Source organism: Natronorubrum texcoconense, assembly GCF_900100335.1.
Lineage (GTDB): Archaea > Halobacteriota > Halobacteria > Halobacteriales > Natrialbaceae > Natronorubrum > Natronorubrum texcoconense.
On record NZ_FNFE01000002.1, the window covers coordinates 52087 to 69975 of the forward strand.

A 17889-nucleotide genomic window follows, 5' to 3' on the forward strand; every position below is an offset into this window, starting at 1 on the left:
TCGCGTCGGTCGATCTGGCGATGGATCCTGGATTCGAGACGGAGACGACCGCGCGAACGGCCACTGACGAGCGATTTTCGTTGCGCTAGAGACGACAGATAGTGAATAAAGAGTTTTAGTGGGGTCTTTCGTAGCAGCCTGTATGACAGAGTACACGATCGAGTTCGTCGGAACCGGCGAGACGATCACCTGCACGGACAAGCAAACGATTCTCAGTCGCTGTCTCGAGGAGGGTATCGCTCAGGAGTACTCCTGCCGCGTGGGGATGTGTCTGGCCTGTTCGGCCGAGATTCTCGAGGGCGAGGTTACCCAGCCCGCAGCCCGGGGCCTGACCGAGGAGGAAGCCGAGAACTACGCCCTCACCTGCATGGCGCGCCCCCAGTCGGATCTGAAACTCGACCGAGGCAAGTACCCGCCGAGCATCGAGGGCGACCTCGAGAGCGAGGCCGGCGAAACGGGCGGCGCTGCGGCCGCGGACGACTGACGGATCTCACGGCCCGTGAAATCTCTCCTCTCTGTAGCCCGATAGTATCACGCCACACGGTTCAGTAGCGACTCGCCCACCTGATACCGGCGAACGTTCTCGCGGACCAACTCGGCGATATCGAGGTGGTAGCGGTTCGTCGCCGAGCCGCGGTGTGGCGTCACGATAACGTTCTCGAGGTCCCAGAGCGGCGACGACGGGGGCAGGGGCTCCGTCTCGAAGACGTCAAGCGCGGCGCCGGCGATAGTCCCCTCCTCCAGCGCTTCGATCAGCGATTCCTCGTCGACGAGCGGCCCGCGGGCGACGTTGATCAGGTAGGCGTCCGTCCGCATTGCGTCCAGCATCTCGGCATCGACCATCCCCTCGGTCTCCGGCGTGTGCGGGGCCGCGAGCGCGACGAACCGAGCGTCGGCGACGGCGTCCTCGAGCGCGGACGGGTCGTAGATCCGCGAGACCGACGGCACCGACTCCTCGGAGCGGCGGACGCCGACGACCTCCATGCCGAGGGCGTCGGCCCGCTCCGCGATGGCGGTGCCGATCGTTCCGAGACCGACGACGCAGAGCCGTTCGCCAGAGAGCGTAAACGGGCGCTCGTAGGCCGGGTCGTGCCACTCCCGTTCCCGTTGACGATCGCGATACACGTGCAGCAGTCGCGCCAGCGACAGCATGTAGCCGACGGCGAGTTCCCCGACGGTCTCGCCGTGGATCCCGGAGCTGTTGGTGAGCGCAACTCCGGCCGCCTCGTAGGCGTCGGTGTCGAACGCGTCGTACCCCGCGCGGATGCAGTGGACCCAGCCCGCCTCGAGAAACTCCGGGCGCGGTTCGAACGAGGCGACCGCATCCGTTGGGTCGTAGGACTCCTCGTCTCCGACGAGTTCGACCCGGACGTCGAGCCCGTCGAACGCGTCGACGAACGCCGCTTGTGGTATCTTCGTGCCGACCGATTCGTGCAGACACAGTCGCTCGAGTGAAGCCATCTATCTCGACTGACTGGCGTCGCCCGCAACAACGTTTTCGGGAGCCGTTCACCGACACGTCGGCTCCGCTGTGTGTACGAGGGTACGGTGTCGAATATCACGACACGCTCGAGTGACGAATATGGACTCCTCCCGGTCCTCTCCCGTTCGCGAGCGGGTGGCTGTCGACTGAAATCAGTCGACGAAGTCGATGTCTTCGCCCTGTGCGGGCGCTTCGGGCTGGACGGCCTCGCCGTCGGGCTTGCCGTAGATCTGCGGCGACTCGACGCCGGTGACGACGATCATCGTGCGCATGCTGCCCTCGAGGGACTCGTCGATCGAGGTCCCCCAGATGATGCGCGCGTCGGGATCGATCCGGTCGTAGATCTCCTCGACGACGCCTTCGGCTTCCTCGATGGCCATGTCGTTCCCACCGGTGACGTTGACGAGGGCGGAGCTCGCCCCCGAGATGTCGACGTCGAGCAGCGGCGAGCGCAGGGCGGTTTTGACCGAATCCTCGGCTTTCGCTTCGGAGTCCGATTCCCCGAGTCCGATCATCGCGACGCCACCGCGCTCCATGACCGTGCGGACGTCGGCGAAGTCGAGGTTGACGAGGCCGGGCTTCGTAATCAGTTCCGTGATGCCTTTGACCGAGCGCATCAGGACCTCGTCGCTCACCTTGAACGCCTGACGGACGGGCAGTTTGCCCACGGAGTCGAGCAGGCGGTCGTTCGGGACGACGATCACCGTGTCGCTCACGTCGCGCAGGCGCTCGAGGCCGGCTTCCGCGTTCGTGCGCCGAACCTCTCCCTCCGCGGTAAACGGCGTCGTGACGATCGAGATCGTCAGCGCGCCGGCCTCGCGGGCGGCTTTGGCGACGACCGGGGCGGAACCGGTTCCGGTACCGCCGCCCAGACCGGCCGTCACGAAGACCATATCGGAGCCGTCGATGGCGTCGTAGATGTCCTGCTGGCTCTCGAGGGCGGCCTCCTCGCCGACCTGCGGGAGCGAGCCGGCGCCGCGGCCGCTGGTCTTCTGTTTCCCCATCAGGATCTTGGTGTCGGCCTCGATCTCGACGAGGTGTTGGACGTCGGTGTTCGCGGCGACGAGTTTCGCGCCGTGAATCCCTTCCTCGTGCATTCGGTTGATGGTGTTTCCGCCGGCGCCGCCGCAACCGACGACGGTGATGTCGGTCTGAAGGTCCTGCAGCACGTCCTCCAGTTCGTCGTCGGTCATGGTTCCGGTCGGGTTCGATTCGTCTCCGGTCGGCGACTGCCCGTCCTGCGGTGGGGCATCGTCGGGGGCGCCTCCCGACTCCCCGTTTTCGGCCTCGTCGATGGCGTCGTCGATGATGGAGTCCATTCTTGACCCAGTCTAGAATATGGAGCATAATTACCTTTCCCCTACACGTCAGACGGATGTCTGACACAGTACGGAAAGATTACTGACCCACTGCTGACGGCTCAAATGCCGATACCGGGCCCGGTATGGGACCATTACCGCTCTATTCGGTCAGATTGGATCGGGAACTGAACAGTCTCTCTCGAGCGAACTCTCTCGGGCTTGATGGGTTCGCCGTCGACGGTGACTGACTCGCCGCTCGCGAGCGCGCCGAACTTCGGCCCCTCCGGAACTCCGGCCTCGAGCGCCAGCGCCGGGTCGAACGCGCTTCGCTCCGCGATCACGGCGTCGTCCTCGCGCGTCACCGAGTCGTACTTCTCCTCGAGGACGGTCGCCAGTTCCGCGACGATCGTCTCGCGCGCGCCCCCCGAATCGAGGGCCGAGTCGTCGGTTGAATCGTCGGCGCCGACGTCGGGTATCGCGACTCGAGCGCCGACTCGACTCCCGCCGTTTTCGGTCGTGAAGGCGACGGCGTTCGTCTCGACGATCTCCCGCACGCGGTCGGGATCGATCCCCTCCGCGGCGTCGACCAGTTCGGCCGGAAGATCGACGACGGTGAACGCGGCGTCCCGGCGATCACCGAACCGGATTCCGTCGTCGACGGTTCCGAGTGCGGACTCGACGTCGGCGACCAGGTCGAGCGAGCGGTCGCCGACCTCGCGCAGCCAGGTCTCGGTCACGAGCCGGCAGTCAAGTTCCGCGAGCGTCTCCTCGAGCACCGGCCACTCGCCGTCGAGCACGGCGATGTCGGTTCCGCTGGCGTCGAACGCCGCCTCGAGGACGTCCCGATGGGCGCTCGGATGTCCCATCGCCTCGAGCGCCCAGTCGGCCGCGACGTGACCCACGGCCCACGGCGTCTCGCGGACGATCCGCTCGAAGCGCGGGACGTAGTGGTTGCCGCCGAAGCCGACAAGCTGCCTATTCCGGTGCGGTTCGACGCCCCGAAGTTCGAGGATCGCGCGGGCGACGGCGGCCGCGCCCTCGGGGTCGTCCCACTGCTCGTCGTCGCTGCCGAGTTCGGCGAACAGCGACGGACAGCCGACGTCGGTGGGTCCGTGGTGGGTACACTCCAGCCCAACGTCGTAGTTGTCGGGAGCGTGCTCGTCGAACGCCTCGAGCAATCGAGCGAGCGCGTTCGGGGCCGCCTCGGCGACGGCGTCGTCCGCGCCGCCGAACTCGGCCGGGCCGAAGTTCCCCGTGACGTGGCCCGTCAGCAGCGGCCCCGTGTCGCCGGAGTGACGCGACGCGAAGACGAGCAGGTCGGGGTCGCAGTCGAAGGCGTCGGCGGGGCGCTCGAGTTCGAGGTGGAGGGCCTCGAAGGAGCGCAGTTCGACGTCGTCGAGTCGGTAGACGGTCCCGCCCCCTGCAGCCGCGGGCCGGGAGCCGTCGGTCGCGGTTTCCCAGTCGGCGAGTTCGCGGAGTCGGTCGCAGATGTGGACCGACGCGCGATCGGCCCGGCTCTCGACGATAGCGAGTGCAGTCATACTCGAGTAGGCGACCCGGGCGCCGGTAACGTCGTCGGTTTTCGATCGTTGTTCGCCGGCATTCCGGGTCGCTACCCCCGCTGTGGGATAAAGCCGTGGCGATGGCTACCATCGGTTTTTCCCGTTCGGGAATGGTCGTTGGTAACCTGCATCATCATTGGTGACGATTGACGATCCCCGACCGCGTACACCTACCTATGACTGATTCCCCGTCGAAGTGCGACGACTCAGCGACGGATTCCCCGTCGGAGAGCGACGACTCGACGAGCGAATCACCGTCGGGGATCGGCGACGGCCCGGACGACGCCGATCCGCCGGAAGACGCCGTGTTTCCGAACGGGATCGATCTCGACGTTCGTCAGCTGAGCGCTCTGGTCAGCAACCACGCCGTCTGGTTGCTCGACGCCGACGGTCGCGTCGCCACGTGGAACGAACGGGCGGCGGCGCTGACGGGATACGACGAGGACGAAATCGTCGGAACGCAGTATCGAGTCTTCTTCCCGTCGGAGAGCCGCGAAACCGGCCGTCCGGAGCAGCTCCTCGAGCGGGCTCGAGCCGAGGGTCGGGCCGAAGACGACGGCTGGCGACGCCGAAACGACGGGGATCGACGCTGGGTCCGCGAGGTCGTCGCCCCGATTCGAGACGACGACGGGGATGGAAACGGAGACGCAGCGGTCGATCGGAGCCGCGAGGGATCGTCGAGCGTGCGCGTCGGTGTGGGATGCGGTGAGGAAAGTGGCCACCTTCGGGGCTACGCGATATTCGTCCACGACCGGACGACCGAGTACGAACGGGAACGAGAGCTTCGGGAGGAAAAAGCGTTCACGCAGAGCGTCTTCGAGGCCCAACCCGACATCGTCTACGCGTTCGACGCCGACGGGAACTACGCCGAGTGGAACGATCGTGTGCCGGAGGTGACTGGGTACGACGAGGCGGAACTCGCCGACATGGCACCCCTCGAGTTCGTCGCGCCCGAACACCGAGAGCGGATCGCCGCCGCCATCACGCGGGTTCTCGAGGAGGACACCCACGTCACCGCCGAAGCGGATCTGCTGACGAAAGACGGCACCCGACTCCCCTACGAGTTCAACAGCGCGCGGATCACCGACGAAACCGGAACCGTCCTCGGCTTTACCGGTATCGGCCGGGACGTGAGCGATCGGAAGGCTCGCGAGCGAGAGCTGCGCGAGGAAAAAGCGCTCACGGAGAGCGTCTTCGAGGCCCAGCCGGATCTCCTCTACGCCTACGACACCGACCGCGGCCTGATCCACTGGAACGACCGGTTCGAGCAGCTCACCGGCTACGACACCGACGAGCTCGAGGGGATGAACCCACTCGAGTTCATCGCGCCGCCGGACCGAGAGCACATCGAACGCGCGATCGAACGGATCATGGACGACGGCGAGCGCGTCACCGAAGAGGGACGCGTGCTGACGAAGGATGGAGAACACATCCCCTACGAATTCAACAGCGCGCGGATCACCGACGAAACCGGGGCCGTCCTCGGCTTTACCGGCGTCGGTCGGGACATCACCGACCGAAAGATCCGGGAGCGAGAACTCGAGCGCCTCGAGCGACTCAACGCGACGATTCGAACGATCGACGAGACGATGGTCGCGGCGGAGACCCGCGACGAAATCGAGTCGGCGATCGTCGAGGCGTTCGCCGCCGCCGACGCCTACCGGTTCGCCATCATCGGCCGGGTCGACACCGGTGTAGCGCCCGATCGGCTTCCGTGGGAGCCACAGGCGCGGGCCGGCATCGATGCGGACGGCGTGGAAAACGTCCGCTCGTCGTTCGTCGACCCGACCGACGATCCGGACGAATCGCCGTTCGAGACGGGAACCGTCCACTGCTATCGACACCTTCGCGAGAGCGACGTCGACGAGCGACGAACCGACGCTCGGGATCGAGACTACGGCTCGGTGGCCGTCGTGCCGATCGTCGCGAGTGGGCGCGCGTACGGCGTGCTCGTCGTTGCAGCCCGCGAATCGGCCGCGTTCGCCGACCGCGAACGAGAGGTCCTCCAGGAGTTCGGCGGCACGATCGGGCACGCGATCAACGCGATGGCGGTCCGTCGACTCCTCTATCTGGACACCGTCGTCGAACTCGAGTTCGAGTCGACCGACCGGCAGGACGTCTGTATCGACCTCTCGGCCCGAACCGGCTGTCGCCTCTCCCTCGAGCACGTGTTGCCGCTGACCGACGAACGGTACGTCTACTACGTCACGGTCGGCGACGCCGATCCGGAACGGATCCGCTCGGTCGCGGGCGATCACGGGTCGATCAGCGAGGTCCGACGCATCGATACCACCGGCGACGACAGCCACTGGGAGTTCGTCGTTCAAGGTCCGACGATCACCGGCTTGCTCGCGGATTACGGCGCCCGAATGCGCTCGGAGGTCGTCGAAGACGGCGTCGCGAGCTGCGTCGTCCAGGTCAGTCCGGACGTCGAGGTTCGCGACGTTGTCGAGACGATGACGTCGGTTTACCCCGAGATGCGACTCGTCTCGAAACGCACGGACGAGCAGGCGGTCGAGCCCCGTGGCGACTTCCGCCGACGGCTCGAGCGCGAGTTGACGACGAAACAGCGAACCGCGCTCGAGGCGGCCTACTACGGCGGCTACTTCGAGTGGCCGACGCGAAACAGCGACGCGAGCGAAATCGCCGATCGGCTCGGGATCGCTCGCCAGACGTTTCACCAGCATCTCCGGGTCGCACAGGAGAAACTCCTCACGGCGTACCTCGACTCCGGCGAGACGAGTAACGGGTGACTGTCACGATTCTCTAGCTATATCTCCCGGTCATACCAGAGCACGCTGGTACACTCCTTTCCCGCACCCATCGTTTCTATCCGGCAATGAATTCGGACCTCGCTACCGAGCGAACGACTACTGCGTTCGACGTTCTCGCCGATTCCGGTCGCCGACGCGTGCTTTCGACGCTTCTCGAACAGGACGAGCCGCTATCTCTGGAGACGCTCGCGACCGACGTCGCGGTCCGGGTGCACGGGTCGCCGATCGTCACCGAAGCCCAGTCCCGGACGGTGCATATCGAACTCGTCCACAATCACGTTCCACGACTGCTCGACTGCGGTGTGCTTCGAGAGGTCGGTGACGACGAGACGCGTCGCGTCGCCCTCGCGGACCATCCGCTTCTCGAAGCCGAGTGGGTCACCCGTCTCCTCGAACCCCCGGCCGACGGACCCGAACACGACGAAGAGACGCTGAGTCGGACACTCGACGCGTTCCAGCCCGCACGTCGTCGAATCGCCTGTGCCGTCCTCTCGAGACACGACGAGTCGCTCCCCGTTGCCGACCTGGCTGCGATGCTCGCCGCTCGGGAGGAAGACACCCGACTCGTCGACGTCAGCGAGACGGACTGGGGTCCCGTCGAGACGACGCTCACGCACAATCACCTGCCAGCCCTCGACGACGTCGGCCTCGTCGAGTACGACGCCGCGAGCGAGACCGTCGGGCTCGCGACCGACGCCTCACAGTGGCGAGCGAACTGGCTGGCCGCGAGTCCGCTCGGGGAGATCACTGCGAGACTCGAGCCGGCCCGAAAACAGTTCGCCGACGGCGCGACGGGGACCGAATTCGATCCCGCGTCCGCGCTCGGTTCATCGGAGGTAGGTGCGTGCTGGACTATCGAGGGTCGAGCGAACGTCGTGAGCCGAGCCCACGACATCGCCGACAGCGCCGAGGAGGAACTGTTCGTGACGGTTCCGGACGCAGGGATGATCCAGAACCAGTGTCTCGAGCGCTGGCGGGCCGCGGCCGAGCGCGGCGTCGACGTCTACATCGGATCGCGGTCACAGGAGGTCCGGGACGTCGTTCGCTCCGCCGTCCCGCAGGCGACGATCTGTAAGCCCCAGTTCGACTGGCTGAACTACCCTCTCGACGGGGTCCACCACGGGCGCGTCGTCTTCGCCGACCGCGAACGAGTGTTGCTCGTGACGATCGACGACTCGAGTGCGACCGACAACCCGCACGTGACCGGGATTACCGGCGACGGATCCGAGAACGCCCTCGCGATGCTCGTTCGCGAACACGTCGGGCCGCGACTGGACCGACTCGAGTCCCGGTGTGCCGCCGGCGACTGGGACGGGCAGGCGACGCCGTTTCCGCTGTAAACTCCGTCTTCGAACAGTAGCGTCCGACTCGAGGGCCGATTCGACCGAAACCACCAGTGCTTAACGGGAGCCACCCACAGGTAGCGATATGATTCGAGGTGTGACTCATGGTCAGCAGTGAGGGACTCGGACGGCTCCTAATCGTCGTACTTGGCGCCGCGGTGTTCGCCGCCATCGGCGTCGCCCTGTTCGTCGTCGCGCCGTCGAACATGACGGACCTCGTCGGAATCGTCCTCGCGCTCGCGGTCGTGCTCGTCGGACTCCGCATCGCGGGGAACATCGCGAACTCGCTGTTCCCGGGCTACGACGTCGCCGAGGTCGCCGTCGAGGGACCGATCACCCGCGACGGCGGCGGCGGACGATTCCCCTCGAGTCCGGGATCGACCCCGGCAGACGACATCGTCGACCAGATCGACCGCGCCGACGAGGACGAGACCGTCGACGCCTTACTCCTGAAACTCAACACGCCGGGCGGCGAGGTCGTCCCGAGCGACGACATCCGGCTCGCGGCCGAGCGCTTCGACGGCCCGACGGTCGCGTACACGACGGACGTCTGTGCCAGCGGCGGCTACTGGATCGCCAGCGGCTGCGACGAACTCTGGGCTCGAGACGGCAGCATCGTCGGCTCGATCGGCGTCATCGGCTCCCGGGTGAACGCGAGCGACCTCGCCGAGAAGGTCGGCCTCTCCTACGAGCGCTTCGCCGCCGGGGAGTACAAGGACGCCGGCACCCCGCTGAAAGACCTCGAGGAGAACGAACGCGAGTACCTGCAGGGACTGATCGACGACTACTACGAGACGTTCGTGGAGCGGGTCAGCGACGGCCGCGACCTCGACAGCGAGTTCGTCCGGGACACCGAGGCCCGCATCTACCTCGGCGAGGAGGCCTACGAGATGGACTTGGTCGACCACCTCGGGACGCGCCGAGAGATCGAGACCGAACTAGCGGATCGGCTGGACCGGGACGAGATCTCCGTCGAGGAGTTCGAACCCGACCGGCCGCTGATGGCCCGCGTCGGCACCGGTGCCCAACAGGTCGCCTACGCGTTCGGCGCCGGTATTTCGGGGCTCGCGGAGGACCGCGAGTTCCGACTGCGGACCTGAGTCGACACCCGCCGTACACCGCCCACCAACAATTCGAACGAGTAAGTGGTTTTATCGTCACACAGCATGGAACAGCAACCGTGACAACGCTGGTCGTCTGTCTCGACCGGACCGACGACGTGGGACGCAAGACCGGTCTTCGCTCGCCCGTCGTCGGCTGGGAGGCAGTCCGCGCGCTCGTGACCGACGTCGGACTCGCGGATCCGGAGGATTCGGGAGTTAACTCCCTGCTCGAGACGTTGCGCGTCGCCCAGGATCTCCGCGACGAGAACGAGGAGGTCGTCGTCGCGGTCGTCTCGGGGGACCGAGAGTCGATGGTCTCGGCGGACCGAGCCGTCGCCAAGCAGATCGACGAACTCGTGGCCACGTACGATCCGGACTCCGCGGTCGTCGTCATCGACAGCGCGGAGGACGAGCGACTGGTGCCGATCGTCGAGAGCCGCGTGCAGGTCGACTCCGTCGACCGCGTCGTCGTTCGACAGGCGCGGGACATCGAGTCGACGTACTACCTGCTCAAGCAGTTCCTCGCCGACGAAGAGCTCCGCCAGACCGTGCTGGTGCCGATCGGGCTGACGTTTCTGGTCTTCCCGATGTTGGCGACGTTCCTCGGTCCCGCACAGGGAGCGGCCGCCATCACGACCGTCATCGGCGTCTTTCTGCTATACAAGGGGTTCAATATCGACGACTGGATAGCCAGAGTCGCCCATCAGGTTCGCGAATCGCTGTACTCCGGGCAGGTCTCGGTCGTCACCTACGTCGTCGCCGCCGGCTTGACCCTCGTCGGACTCTTCGCCGGGGTCCTCGGCGTCTCGAGTCTCGACGATCCACCGGGTGTCGTGATCCCGGCGATGCAGTTCGTCTTCGATGCCGTCCCGTGGCTCGCGATGGCCGCCCTAACGGCCAGCGCCGGCCGACTGCTCGACGAGGCCATCAGCGACGAGCCGATCCGGTCGTCCTTCCTCAACCTTCCCTTTATCGTCGTCTCCGTCTCGCTGGTGGTTCGCGGGTTCTCTGCGTACTTCCTCGAGCAACAGGGCGTCGAAGAGCCGTTCTCGGTGCCGGCCTACGAGTTCGGCGTGGTGTCGAACGAGAGCTTCGCGATCACGGCCGGCGAGCGACTCGCGCTGTTCGTCGTCGTCGCGATCGTGGTCAGTCTGGTCGGCGCGCGGGTCGCGTCGTACTTCAGCGGGACCCGAAACGAGGACGAGGCGGAGCTCGCGGACGGCTCCGGCTCGACGATCTCCGAATCGGATCGAGAGTCGAACGCAGACGTCCCATCAGAACTCACAGACGGCGGGCCCGCGAGGGAGTCGACACCGACGATCGATTCGGAGTCAGACGGCGACCCGGATTCGATGGAGTAACGCCCGCACAGGACGACTCGGTACCCATTTACTCCTGTACACGTACTGACGACCATGAGCGACACAGACGGCACGTGGGTGAGTCTCTTTTCGGGCGGCAAGGATTCCTCCTGGGCACTGTACCGGGCCCTCGAGGACGGACTCGAGGTCTCCCGGCTCGTCACCGTCCATCCGACGGGTGACTCCTACATGTATCACGTCCCCGCGACGGCTCTCGCCGCGCTCGCGGCTGAAAGCACCGGGATCCCGCTCGTCGACGTCGAGCCCGAGGACTTCGAGGCCGCCGACGCCGCCGACTCGGGAACGCAGGGCGACGACGAACTCGAACCGCTCGAGGTCGCGCTGACCGAACTCGATTCGGAACTCGAGAGCGGCATCGCCGGCGTCACCGCCGGCGCCGTCGAGAGCGAGTATCAGACGAGCCGCATCCAGGGGATGTGCGACCGACTCGGCTGTGAGCTGTACGCCCCGCTCTGGCAGGAGGAGCCCCGCGAACTCGCGGACGCGATGCTCGAGGCCGGCTTCGAGATCACAATCATCCAGGTCGCGGCCGAAGGGCTGGACGAGTCGTGGCTCGGTCGAACGCTCGACCGCGAGGCCATCGAGGAACTCGAGGAACTACACGAGGAGTACGGCGTCCACATCCTCGGAGAGGGCGGCGAGTTTGAGACCTTGGTCGTGGACGGGCCGCATATGGAGCAGCGGATCGGTCTCGAGTACGAGACCGAGTGGGAAGGAACGCGGGGACGGTTGCGGATTACGGATGCGCGGCTCGAGTAAGGGATTCTGCACCGCGAGTGAACGGAGTGAACGAGCGGCTCTTTTTCGATCTCTTCACGAGCAGAGCGAGCGAAGGTCAGCGGGAGCGAAGTTCTCGCCAGACAGATTTTTTGCGTGAGCGGTGGCGAACGGTGTGAGCCACCCGAACGGAAAAAAGGTGGTACTGAGACGGAGTGGGAGGGAACGCGTGGGCGGGTACGGATTACGGACGCACGGCTCGAGTGAAGAGTACTGTACCCAGAGTCGCGATCAGCCGTGATCGGCGGTCGATCCGTCCGCCTCGAGAACCACCTCGCGGTCGTCCGCGTCGGTGAACGTCCACCAGGCGAGCCGATCTATTTCCAGCGGCGTATACGACGACTCGAGCGCCAGCCACTCGCCGGAGGCGATGGTCCGCAGATCGGTCGCCGTATCGAGGGGAGACGACTCGAGGTCGTCGTCGACGGCGTTGATCAGCGCCACGACCGTCGAATCGGGCGTGATCGTCTCGATTCCCGCGAGCTGGCGGAGGGACTGAAAACTCGAGGGGCCGACGCCGGCGATCGATCCGACGGGATCTGCATCGTAGCGGTAGGGGTCCGCATCGCTTGCCCAGCCGACGAGCGCGGCCAGATCGTCGGCTTCCGGCCGTTCCGCGAGCACGCGGGCGGCCTCGAGCAGGACGTGGCGTTTTCGCTGCGCGCCGAACGCGTCGATCAGGCCCTCGTCCTCGAGATCGAGCGCCGCGAGCGCGTCGAACGAATCGATGCGGCCGGTCGTCACGAACGCCTCACGGAATCGTTCGACGGTCGGCTTGACGCCGCCGACGAACCCCTGGCCGGTCGTCGACGCGGCGGCCTCGGCCAGCAGGAGCAGGGGATCGTCGCCGCTCCAGCGGCGATGCTCGTGGAAGGCGGCTGCGAGCTCCTCGCAGGGAACGCCCTCGGCGTGCCGGTCGAGGATGGACTGCACCCTCTCGGACATGTAACTTGTCGACACACATCACACGGGAGACGTATAGCTGTATCGTCCAGCGGCGGCGTCGACTGCGGTTCGCTCGGTGGTGGGTGTGCGAACACCGGACGGTCTGCTCACTTCGGCGAACCGTTCGTAATCGTCGTGTGGGCTCCGATGAGCGCGCCGGCGAGATCCAGATCCTCGAGGTGGGTTCCCTCGTCGATGATCGAGCGACGGATGTCGCCGTTTCTGACGGTCGCCTTCGGGAAGATCACCGCCTGATCGAGGTTCGTGTTCTCGAGGGTGACGTCGGCCATCACGTGGACGTTGTCGCCGATCGTGGCGTTCTCGAGGGACGCCGAATCGTCGACCATCGACTCGCCGTCTAAGTGCCAGGCGACGGCGTCGAGGTAGCTCTCTGGGGTGCCGATGTCGAACCACGCGTCCTCGAACGTGTAGGCGTAGGTCGCCTCGCGCGCTTGGAGCCACTGGACGAACCAGCCGGGTTCGTCGGGGTTGTTCCCGTCCTCGAGGTACGTCGAGAGCAGGGTGAGCGAGTCGGCGGGGAACGCGTAGCAGGCGATCGAGACGAGCGTGCTCTTGGGGTCGTCGGGTTTCTCCTGAAAGTTGACCACCCGCTCGCCGTCGAGTTCGACCAGCCCGTAGGATTTGGCCTTCTCGCGCGAGCCGACGTCGTAAGCGGCCAGCGTCGGTGCCCCTCGTTGCTCGAAGTCGTCGATAAAGTCGGCGACGTCGAAGCTGATCAGGTTGTCTCCGGCGATGACCAGCAGATCGTCGGTGACGGTCTCGCGGTCGATCAGCTGGGCGAGCGCGCCGACGACGCCGAACTTGTCGTCTTCCTCGCTCGTCTCCTCGATCGACAGCGTCGGTTTGTCGAACTCGCTGTCGGCGAGGTGGGCCTCGAAGTCGGGCGCGAACCGCTCGTTCGTGCTGACGTAGACCTCGTCGATCCGGTCGTCCGCCTCGAGTTCGGCGAAGATACGATCGATGACGGTCGACTCACCGATCGGGAGGAACATCTTCGGCCGATGCTTCGTGATCGGCCACATCCGAGTCGCGTATCCGCCGGCAAGGACGACGGCCTTCATGTCACGGTGTTCACCTGCGCGGGGTAAGTGGTTTGTCCTTTCAGCAGTTCGCGAGTCGCCGAACGCGAGCGGGAGATGTAAGGGGCCGACGACCGTGCGTCCGAGTATGCGCGAGGCCGACGAAACGACGCGACAACGACTTGCAGACGCCCTCCGTGAAGACCCCGCAACGCCGAGCGAGCTCGCGGTCGAACTCGATCTCACCCCCCACTCGGTGCTCCGACACGCCGAACACGTCTTCCGGTCGGTGGACAGCGCGGAGACGGACGAACAGCTACTCGTCGCACCGCCGACGTGTCGCGACTGCGGTTTCGACGACTTCGACGACCTGCTGAACCTGCCGTCGCGATGTCCCAGTTGCAAGAGCGAGGCCGTCTCCGAGCCGACGCTGACGATCGAGTGAGACGTACCCCTCGGCTGGACAGTCACTTTTGGCTGACAACCTGAAACGGATTCGATACTAATATTTACCGTGGAGGCGAGAAACCGGTACGAACCCTCGAGCGACGGACGGTCGACTCCGCGCAGGTCCGACCGCCGCTCCCTCACCTCTCGTCTTCACGTCGCGGGAGGTCGTTCGTTCCGAGCGGTCTCACGGAATATACACATGACTGCCACACCCCCTACCGAGTCCGACTGCGTCGAGTTCGTGCTGGCGGTCCTCGACAACCTCGACTCCTGTGAGGCGTCGGCGAGGACGGTCGATCAGGCGTTCGGGCTGCTCTCCGACCAGCGCAGACGGCACTTCCTCGAGGTGATGCGCACGTACGGCGAATCGCTGACGCTGCCGGACGCCGCCGAGGAGGTCGCCGTTCGCGAAACCGGCTGTAAGGTGACGAACATCTCGGCCGAGCGCGTCCACGAGGTCTACATCTCGCTCTACCACGATCATCTGCCCCGACTGGTCGACGCCGGATTGCTCGAGTACGACCAGGAACGAGATCTGGTCTCCCCCGCGGCACTCCGTTGATCAGAATCTAGATTTTGACGTTCGACGTCGAGGTGAGGTCGTCGTCGTCGTCGATCGGCCCCTCGCCGACGAACGAGTAGTCGTCGTCGGTCAGATAGACGTCGCCGTCGTCGACGGTGATCTCGAGGTCGTTCAAATACGCGCCCTCGCAGGGGCCGTACGTACACTCGCCCGAGTCGCTGTCGAAGTACGCGCCGTGGTTGGCACAGACGAGTTCACCGTCTCGCATGGGGGCACCCGACCCTTTGTCGATCTTGATATGAGTGAGGTGTTGACAGTAGTTCAACCAGCAGGAGAGTTGCAGTCCGTCGGCGAGTTCTGCGGTCCGTTCGGTCTCACAGCCGTCGTGTAGGCCGTCATCGCAGCCGCCAGACGGACCGTCAGCGCCGTCGCCCGTGACGAGAATTGCCTCCCGTTCTTCGCCCTCGTCGTCTCTCACTCGAAAGAGCAGCGTCGACTCCGACGGCACCTCCTCGAGCGCGGCAATCCGCTCTGAGACGTCCATTGGCAACCCGGTTATCGACCGGAAATCCTGAACGTTTCGATATGGGACCCGTCTGACGCAACTTTAACACCCTGAGAACCAAACGACGGCCAATGGACTCCCTCCTCATCTACGGCTCGTACGGCTACACTGGTCGGCTGATCGCCCGCGAGGCCGTCTCTCGAGGAGGTTCGCCGGCCATCGCCGGTCGCGACGGTCGAGCCGTCGCGCGTCAAGCGGACGAACTCGGCGTCGAAGGACGCACGTTCGGCCTCGGTGACGACGTCACGTCCCACATCCGGAATTTCGACGCCGTGTTGAACTGTGCGGGCCCGTTCGTGAAGACGGTCAATCCGCTCGTCGAAGCCTGTCTCGAGACCGAAACCGATTACCTCGACATCACGGGCGAGTTCCGCGTCTTCGAGCGACTGCGACGACGAGACGACGCGGCTCGAGACGCGAACGTGACGATGCTTCCCGGCGTCGGCTTCGAGGTCGTCCCGTCGGACTGCCTGGCGGCGTTTCTCCACGAGCAGCTGCCGTCGGCGACCGGGCTCTCGTTAGGTGTCAAGGGGAACGGCCCACTCTCGCGGGGAACCGCCCGGACGTTCGTCGAACAGCTCGGAACCGACGGCGTCGTTCGTCGAAACGGCCGACTGATCAAGGTGCCGATGGGCTTTCGGACGCGCGATATCGATTTCGGTACCGGTCCCGAGCACGCGGTCTCGGTCCCGTGGGCCGACGTCGTCACCGCCGCACACAGTACCGGAATCGACTCGATCGAGGTGTACGCGGCCGTGCCGTCGTGGGCGACCCGGGGGATGGCCGTCGTCGACTCCCTGGGCTGGCTGCTCGAGCGACGCCCGATCAAAGGCGGACTGCGGCGGCTGGTCGATTCGCAGGCCGACGGTCCCGACGAACGGGAACTCGCCACCGATACGGCGACGGTCTGGGGAGATGCGGTCGACGAATCGACCGGCCGTCGCGCCCGCGCTCGAGTCCGCACGCCGAACCCGTACGCGCTCACGGCCGAGAGCGCGGTGACCGCCGCCGAACGGCTCCTCGACGGGCACGACCGGCCCCGAAAGCGGATTCCGGCCGGCTTCCAGACGCCGGCGTCGGCGTTCGGCAGCGAGTTCGTCCTCGAACTGTCGGGAACGGACCGCGAACTCCTCGCGGCGCCGAGCGAATCCGGAGAGCCCGAACGGTCGCCGCTCGAGTCCGACGATTAACGGTCAATTCTCGCCGGGCGTGCTGCCGCGCTCGTCCATCATCGTTTGCGTTCGCTCGATCCAGGCGCCGCGATAGAAGCCGATGGCGACGTAGACGGTCGCCCAGACGTAGTAGATCACGATCGATGCGTAGATCGCCGGTACGCCGTAGCCCAGATAGATGCCACCGACGGCGGAGACGCCGAGCATGCCAACGAACATTCCCGAGACGCGGGCGATGAGCGGCGTCTGCGTGTCGCTCCCGCTCGTGAGCGCGCCCGCGAGGACGATGTACAGCGCCGTAACGGGTGCGGCGAGCGCGTAGGCGCGAGCGAAGCCGCTCGCGTAGGACAGCGTCTCCGGATCGTCGGTGAACAACGCGACCAGCGGTTCGGCGGCCGCAAAGAGGACCGCGCCGAGCGTACCGATAGTTATCACGGCGAGTGCGGCGGCGGCCCAACCGTTGTACCGCGCTCCGGCGGGATCGCCGTCGCCCAGCGTCTGGCCGACGACGATACTCGTTCCGGTGCGATAGCCCCGGGAGAGCGGGCCGGTGAGTTGCTGGTAGACGCGGCGACCGATCTGGTAGGCGGCGTTTACCTCCGTCCCGAAGTACAGCAGGATCGAGTTGAACGGGAACTCGATGATGGTCGTCGCCAGCCCCTCAGCGATCCGCGGGGCGCTGATCGCGAGCAGTTGCCGCGTGATCGTCCACTGACGCGGGCGGACGAATCCCGCGGGCGTCCACGATCGCTGGATGGCTACGACGAGCACGACCGCGGAGAAGACGTTCCCGAAGGCGGTTGCGATACCTACGCCGACGATCTGTAGCTCCGGGGCAGGGCCGAGCCCCAGTCCAAGCACGAGCGTTCCGACGATGTTGAGCCCGTTCGAAACGCCGTTGACGTACATCGGGGTCCGCGTGTCGCCGGCTCCCTGGATCGACCGCGCGGCGACCAGCGTGACGTGTCTGGCGGGGGTCGTCGCGAAGATGATCGCGAGGTAGAGCCCGCCCATGCGGGCGACCTCCGACTCGGCCCCAAGTACGTCGATCGCCCACCGGCCGAAGAGGAAGCCGAACAGGACGAACGGTACCCCGGCGACTGCCCCGATCAGGATCGCCTGCGTGATCGCTTCGTCCCGGTTCGTCGTCGCGCCGCTGCCCGTGTCCTGACTCGAGAGTGCGATGACGCCGCTGCCGAGCCCCAGGCCGATCCGGAGCGGCAGCCGAGCGTAGAGGTCCGCCAGCCCGACGGCTGCCACCGCCGCGGGGGAGAACAGCGCCGTGACGACGATGTCCGTCGTCCGCATCAGCGTCCGGAGGAACTGTTCGACCATCACCGGCCACGAGAGGTCGAAGATGCGCCGCCAGACCGCGAACAGCCGTCGTCGTCCGCCGGGAAGCACACGAGAAGGTCGACTCCTTCGACGCTTGAACCTAGTGAAGGCGGCACTCGAGGTGAATCGTCGGC

At 66.0% G+C, this 17889-nt stretch carries 16 protein-coding genes; 9 read left to right on the forward strand and 7 right to left on the reverse strand.

Annotated features, from left to right (window positions below; all coding sequences use genetic code 11):
- The first annotated feature begins 142 nt into the window (after positions 1 to 142).
- Positions 143 to 484, forward strand: coding sequence for a 2Fe-2S iron-sulfur cluster-binding protein (locus BLT08_RS06520; RefSeq protein WP_090304105.1), 342 nt, complete (start codon positions 143 to 145; stop codon positions 482 to 484).
- A gap of 47 nt (positions 485 to 531) precedes the next feature.
- Here BLT08_RS06520 and ddh read toward each other — a convergent pair whose 3' ends face one another.
- The 3 genes from ddh to BLT08_RS06535 form a co-directional block, all read right to left on the reverse strand.
- Entirely contained in the window at positions 532 to 1461 is a 930-nt protein-coding gene (ddh, locus tag BLT08_RS06525; protein WP_090304107.1) for a D-2-hydroxyacid dehydrogenase, read from the reverse strand.
- A gap of 174 nt (positions 1462 to 1635) precedes the next feature.
- Positions 1636 to 2802, reverse strand: coding sequence for a cell division protein FtsZ (gene ftsZ, locus BLT08_RS06530; RefSeq protein ID WP_090304109.1), 1167 nt, complete (start codon positions 2800 to 2802; stop codon positions 1636 to 1638).
- A 134-nt stretch (positions 2803 to 2936) separates the two neighbouring features.
- The gene (locus BLT08_RS06535) at positions 2937 to 4325 is read right to left on the reverse strand and encodes a D-aminoacyl-tRNA deacylase (RefSeq protein WP_090304111.1); all 1389 of its coding nucleotides are present in this window, start codon (positions 4323 to 4325) and stop codon (positions 2937 to 2939) included.
- 197 nt (positions 4326 to 4522) lie between these two features.
- Here BLT08_RS06535 and BLT08_RS06540 point away from each other — a divergent pair, with 197 nt between their 5' ends.
- The 5 genes from BLT08_RS06540 (at position 4523) to BLT08_RS06560 (ending at position 11707) form a co-directional block, all read left to right on the forward strand.
- The gene (locus BLT08_RS06540; protein ID WP_090304113.1) at positions 4523 to 7099 is read left to right on the forward strand and encodes a PAS domain S-box protein; all 2577 of its coding nucleotides are present in this window, start codon (positions 4523 to 4525) and stop codon (positions 7097 to 7099) included.
- 86 nt (positions 7100 to 7185) lie between these two features.
- A complete protein-coding gene (locus BLT08_RS06545; protein WP_090304115.1) occupies positions 7186 to 8460 on the forward strand; it encodes a DUF7344 domain-containing protein in 1275 nt (424 codons plus the stop codon).
- A 107-nt stretch (positions 8461 to 8567) separates the two neighbouring features.
- Complete coding sequence (gene sppA / locus BLT08_RS06550; RefSeq protein ID WP_090304117.1) at positions 8568 to 9563, forward strand: signal peptide peptidase SppA; 996 nt, start codon at positions 8568 to 8570, stop codon at positions 9561 to 9563.
- An 80-nt stretch (positions 9564 to 9643) separates the two neighbouring features.
- Positions 9644 to 10927, forward strand: coding sequence for a DUF373 family protein (locus BLT08_RS06555; protein ID WP_090304119.1), 1284 nt, complete (start codon positions 9644 to 9646; stop codon positions 10925 to 10927).
- 54 nt (positions 10928 to 10981) lie between these two features.
- A complete protein-coding gene (locus BLT08_RS06560) occupies positions 10982 to 11707 on the forward strand; it encodes a diphthine--ammonia ligase (protein ID WP_090304121.1) in 726 nt (241 codons plus the stop codon).
- Between the two features lie 249 nt (positions 11708 to 11956).
- On the opposite strand, the gene BLT08_RS06565 is transcribed toward BLT08_RS06560, so the two are convergent.
- Both BLT08_RS06565 and BLT08_RS06570 read right to left on the reverse strand, forming a co-directional pair.
- Positions 11957 to 12670 (reverse strand): hypothetical protein, encoded by a 714-nt coding sequence (locus BLT08_RS06565; RefSeq protein ID WP_090304123.1) that lies wholly within the window; start codon positions 12668 to 12670, stop codon positions 11957 to 11959.
- Between the two features lie 107 nt (positions 12671 to 12777).
- Positions 12778 to 13752 carry a nucleotidyltransferase family protein gene (locus BLT08_RS06570; protein WP_090304125.1) on the reverse strand — a complete coding sequence of 325 codons (975 nt, stop codon included), beginning with the start codon at positions 13750 to 13752 and terminating at the stop codon, positions 12778 to 12780.
- 106 nt (positions 13753 to 13858) lie between these two features.
- On the opposite strand from BLT08_RS06570, the gene BLT08_RS06575 reads away from it, so the two are divergent.
- Entirely contained in the window at positions 13859 to 14155 is a 297-nt protein-coding gene (locus BLT08_RS06575; protein WP_090304128.1) for a transcriptional regulator, read from the forward strand.
- A 204-nt stretch (positions 14156 to 14359) separates the two neighbouring features.
- Positions 14360 to 14722: a DUF7344 domain-containing protein gene (locus BLT08_RS06580; protein ID WP_090304130.1), complete on the forward strand. Its 363-nt coding sequence runs from the start codon at positions 14360 to 14362 to the stop codon at positions 14720 to 14722.
- Between the two features lie 7 nt (positions 14723 to 14729).
- On the opposite strand, the gene BLT08_RS06585 is transcribed toward BLT08_RS06580, so the two are convergent.
- Positions 14730 to 15227 carry a Rieske (2Fe-2S) protein gene (locus BLT08_RS06585; RefSeq protein ID WP_090304132.1) on the reverse strand — a complete coding sequence of 166 codons (498 nt, stop codon included), beginning with the start codon at positions 15225 to 15227 and terminating at the stop codon, positions 14730 to 14732.
- Between the two features lie 92 nt (positions 15228 to 15319).
- Here BLT08_RS06585 and BLT08_RS06590 point away from each other — a divergent pair, with 92 nt between their 5' ends.
- Positions 15320 to 16438 carry a saccharopine dehydrogenase family protein gene (locus BLT08_RS06590; protein WP_090304134.1) on the forward strand — a complete coding sequence of 373 codons (1119 nt, stop codon included), beginning with the start codon at positions 15320 to 15322 and terminating at the stop codon, positions 16436 to 16438.
- 3 nt (positions 16439 to 16441) lie between these two features.
- Here BLT08_RS06590 and BLT08_RS06595 read toward each other — a convergent pair whose 3' ends face one another.
- On the reverse strand, positions 16442 to 17755 hold the full coding sequence (locus BLT08_RS06595) for an MATE family efflux transporter (protein ID WP_394328194.1): 1314 nt from the start codon (positions 17753 to 17755) through the stop codon (positions 16442 to 16444).
- Positions 17756 to 17889: the final 134 nt, after the last annotated feature.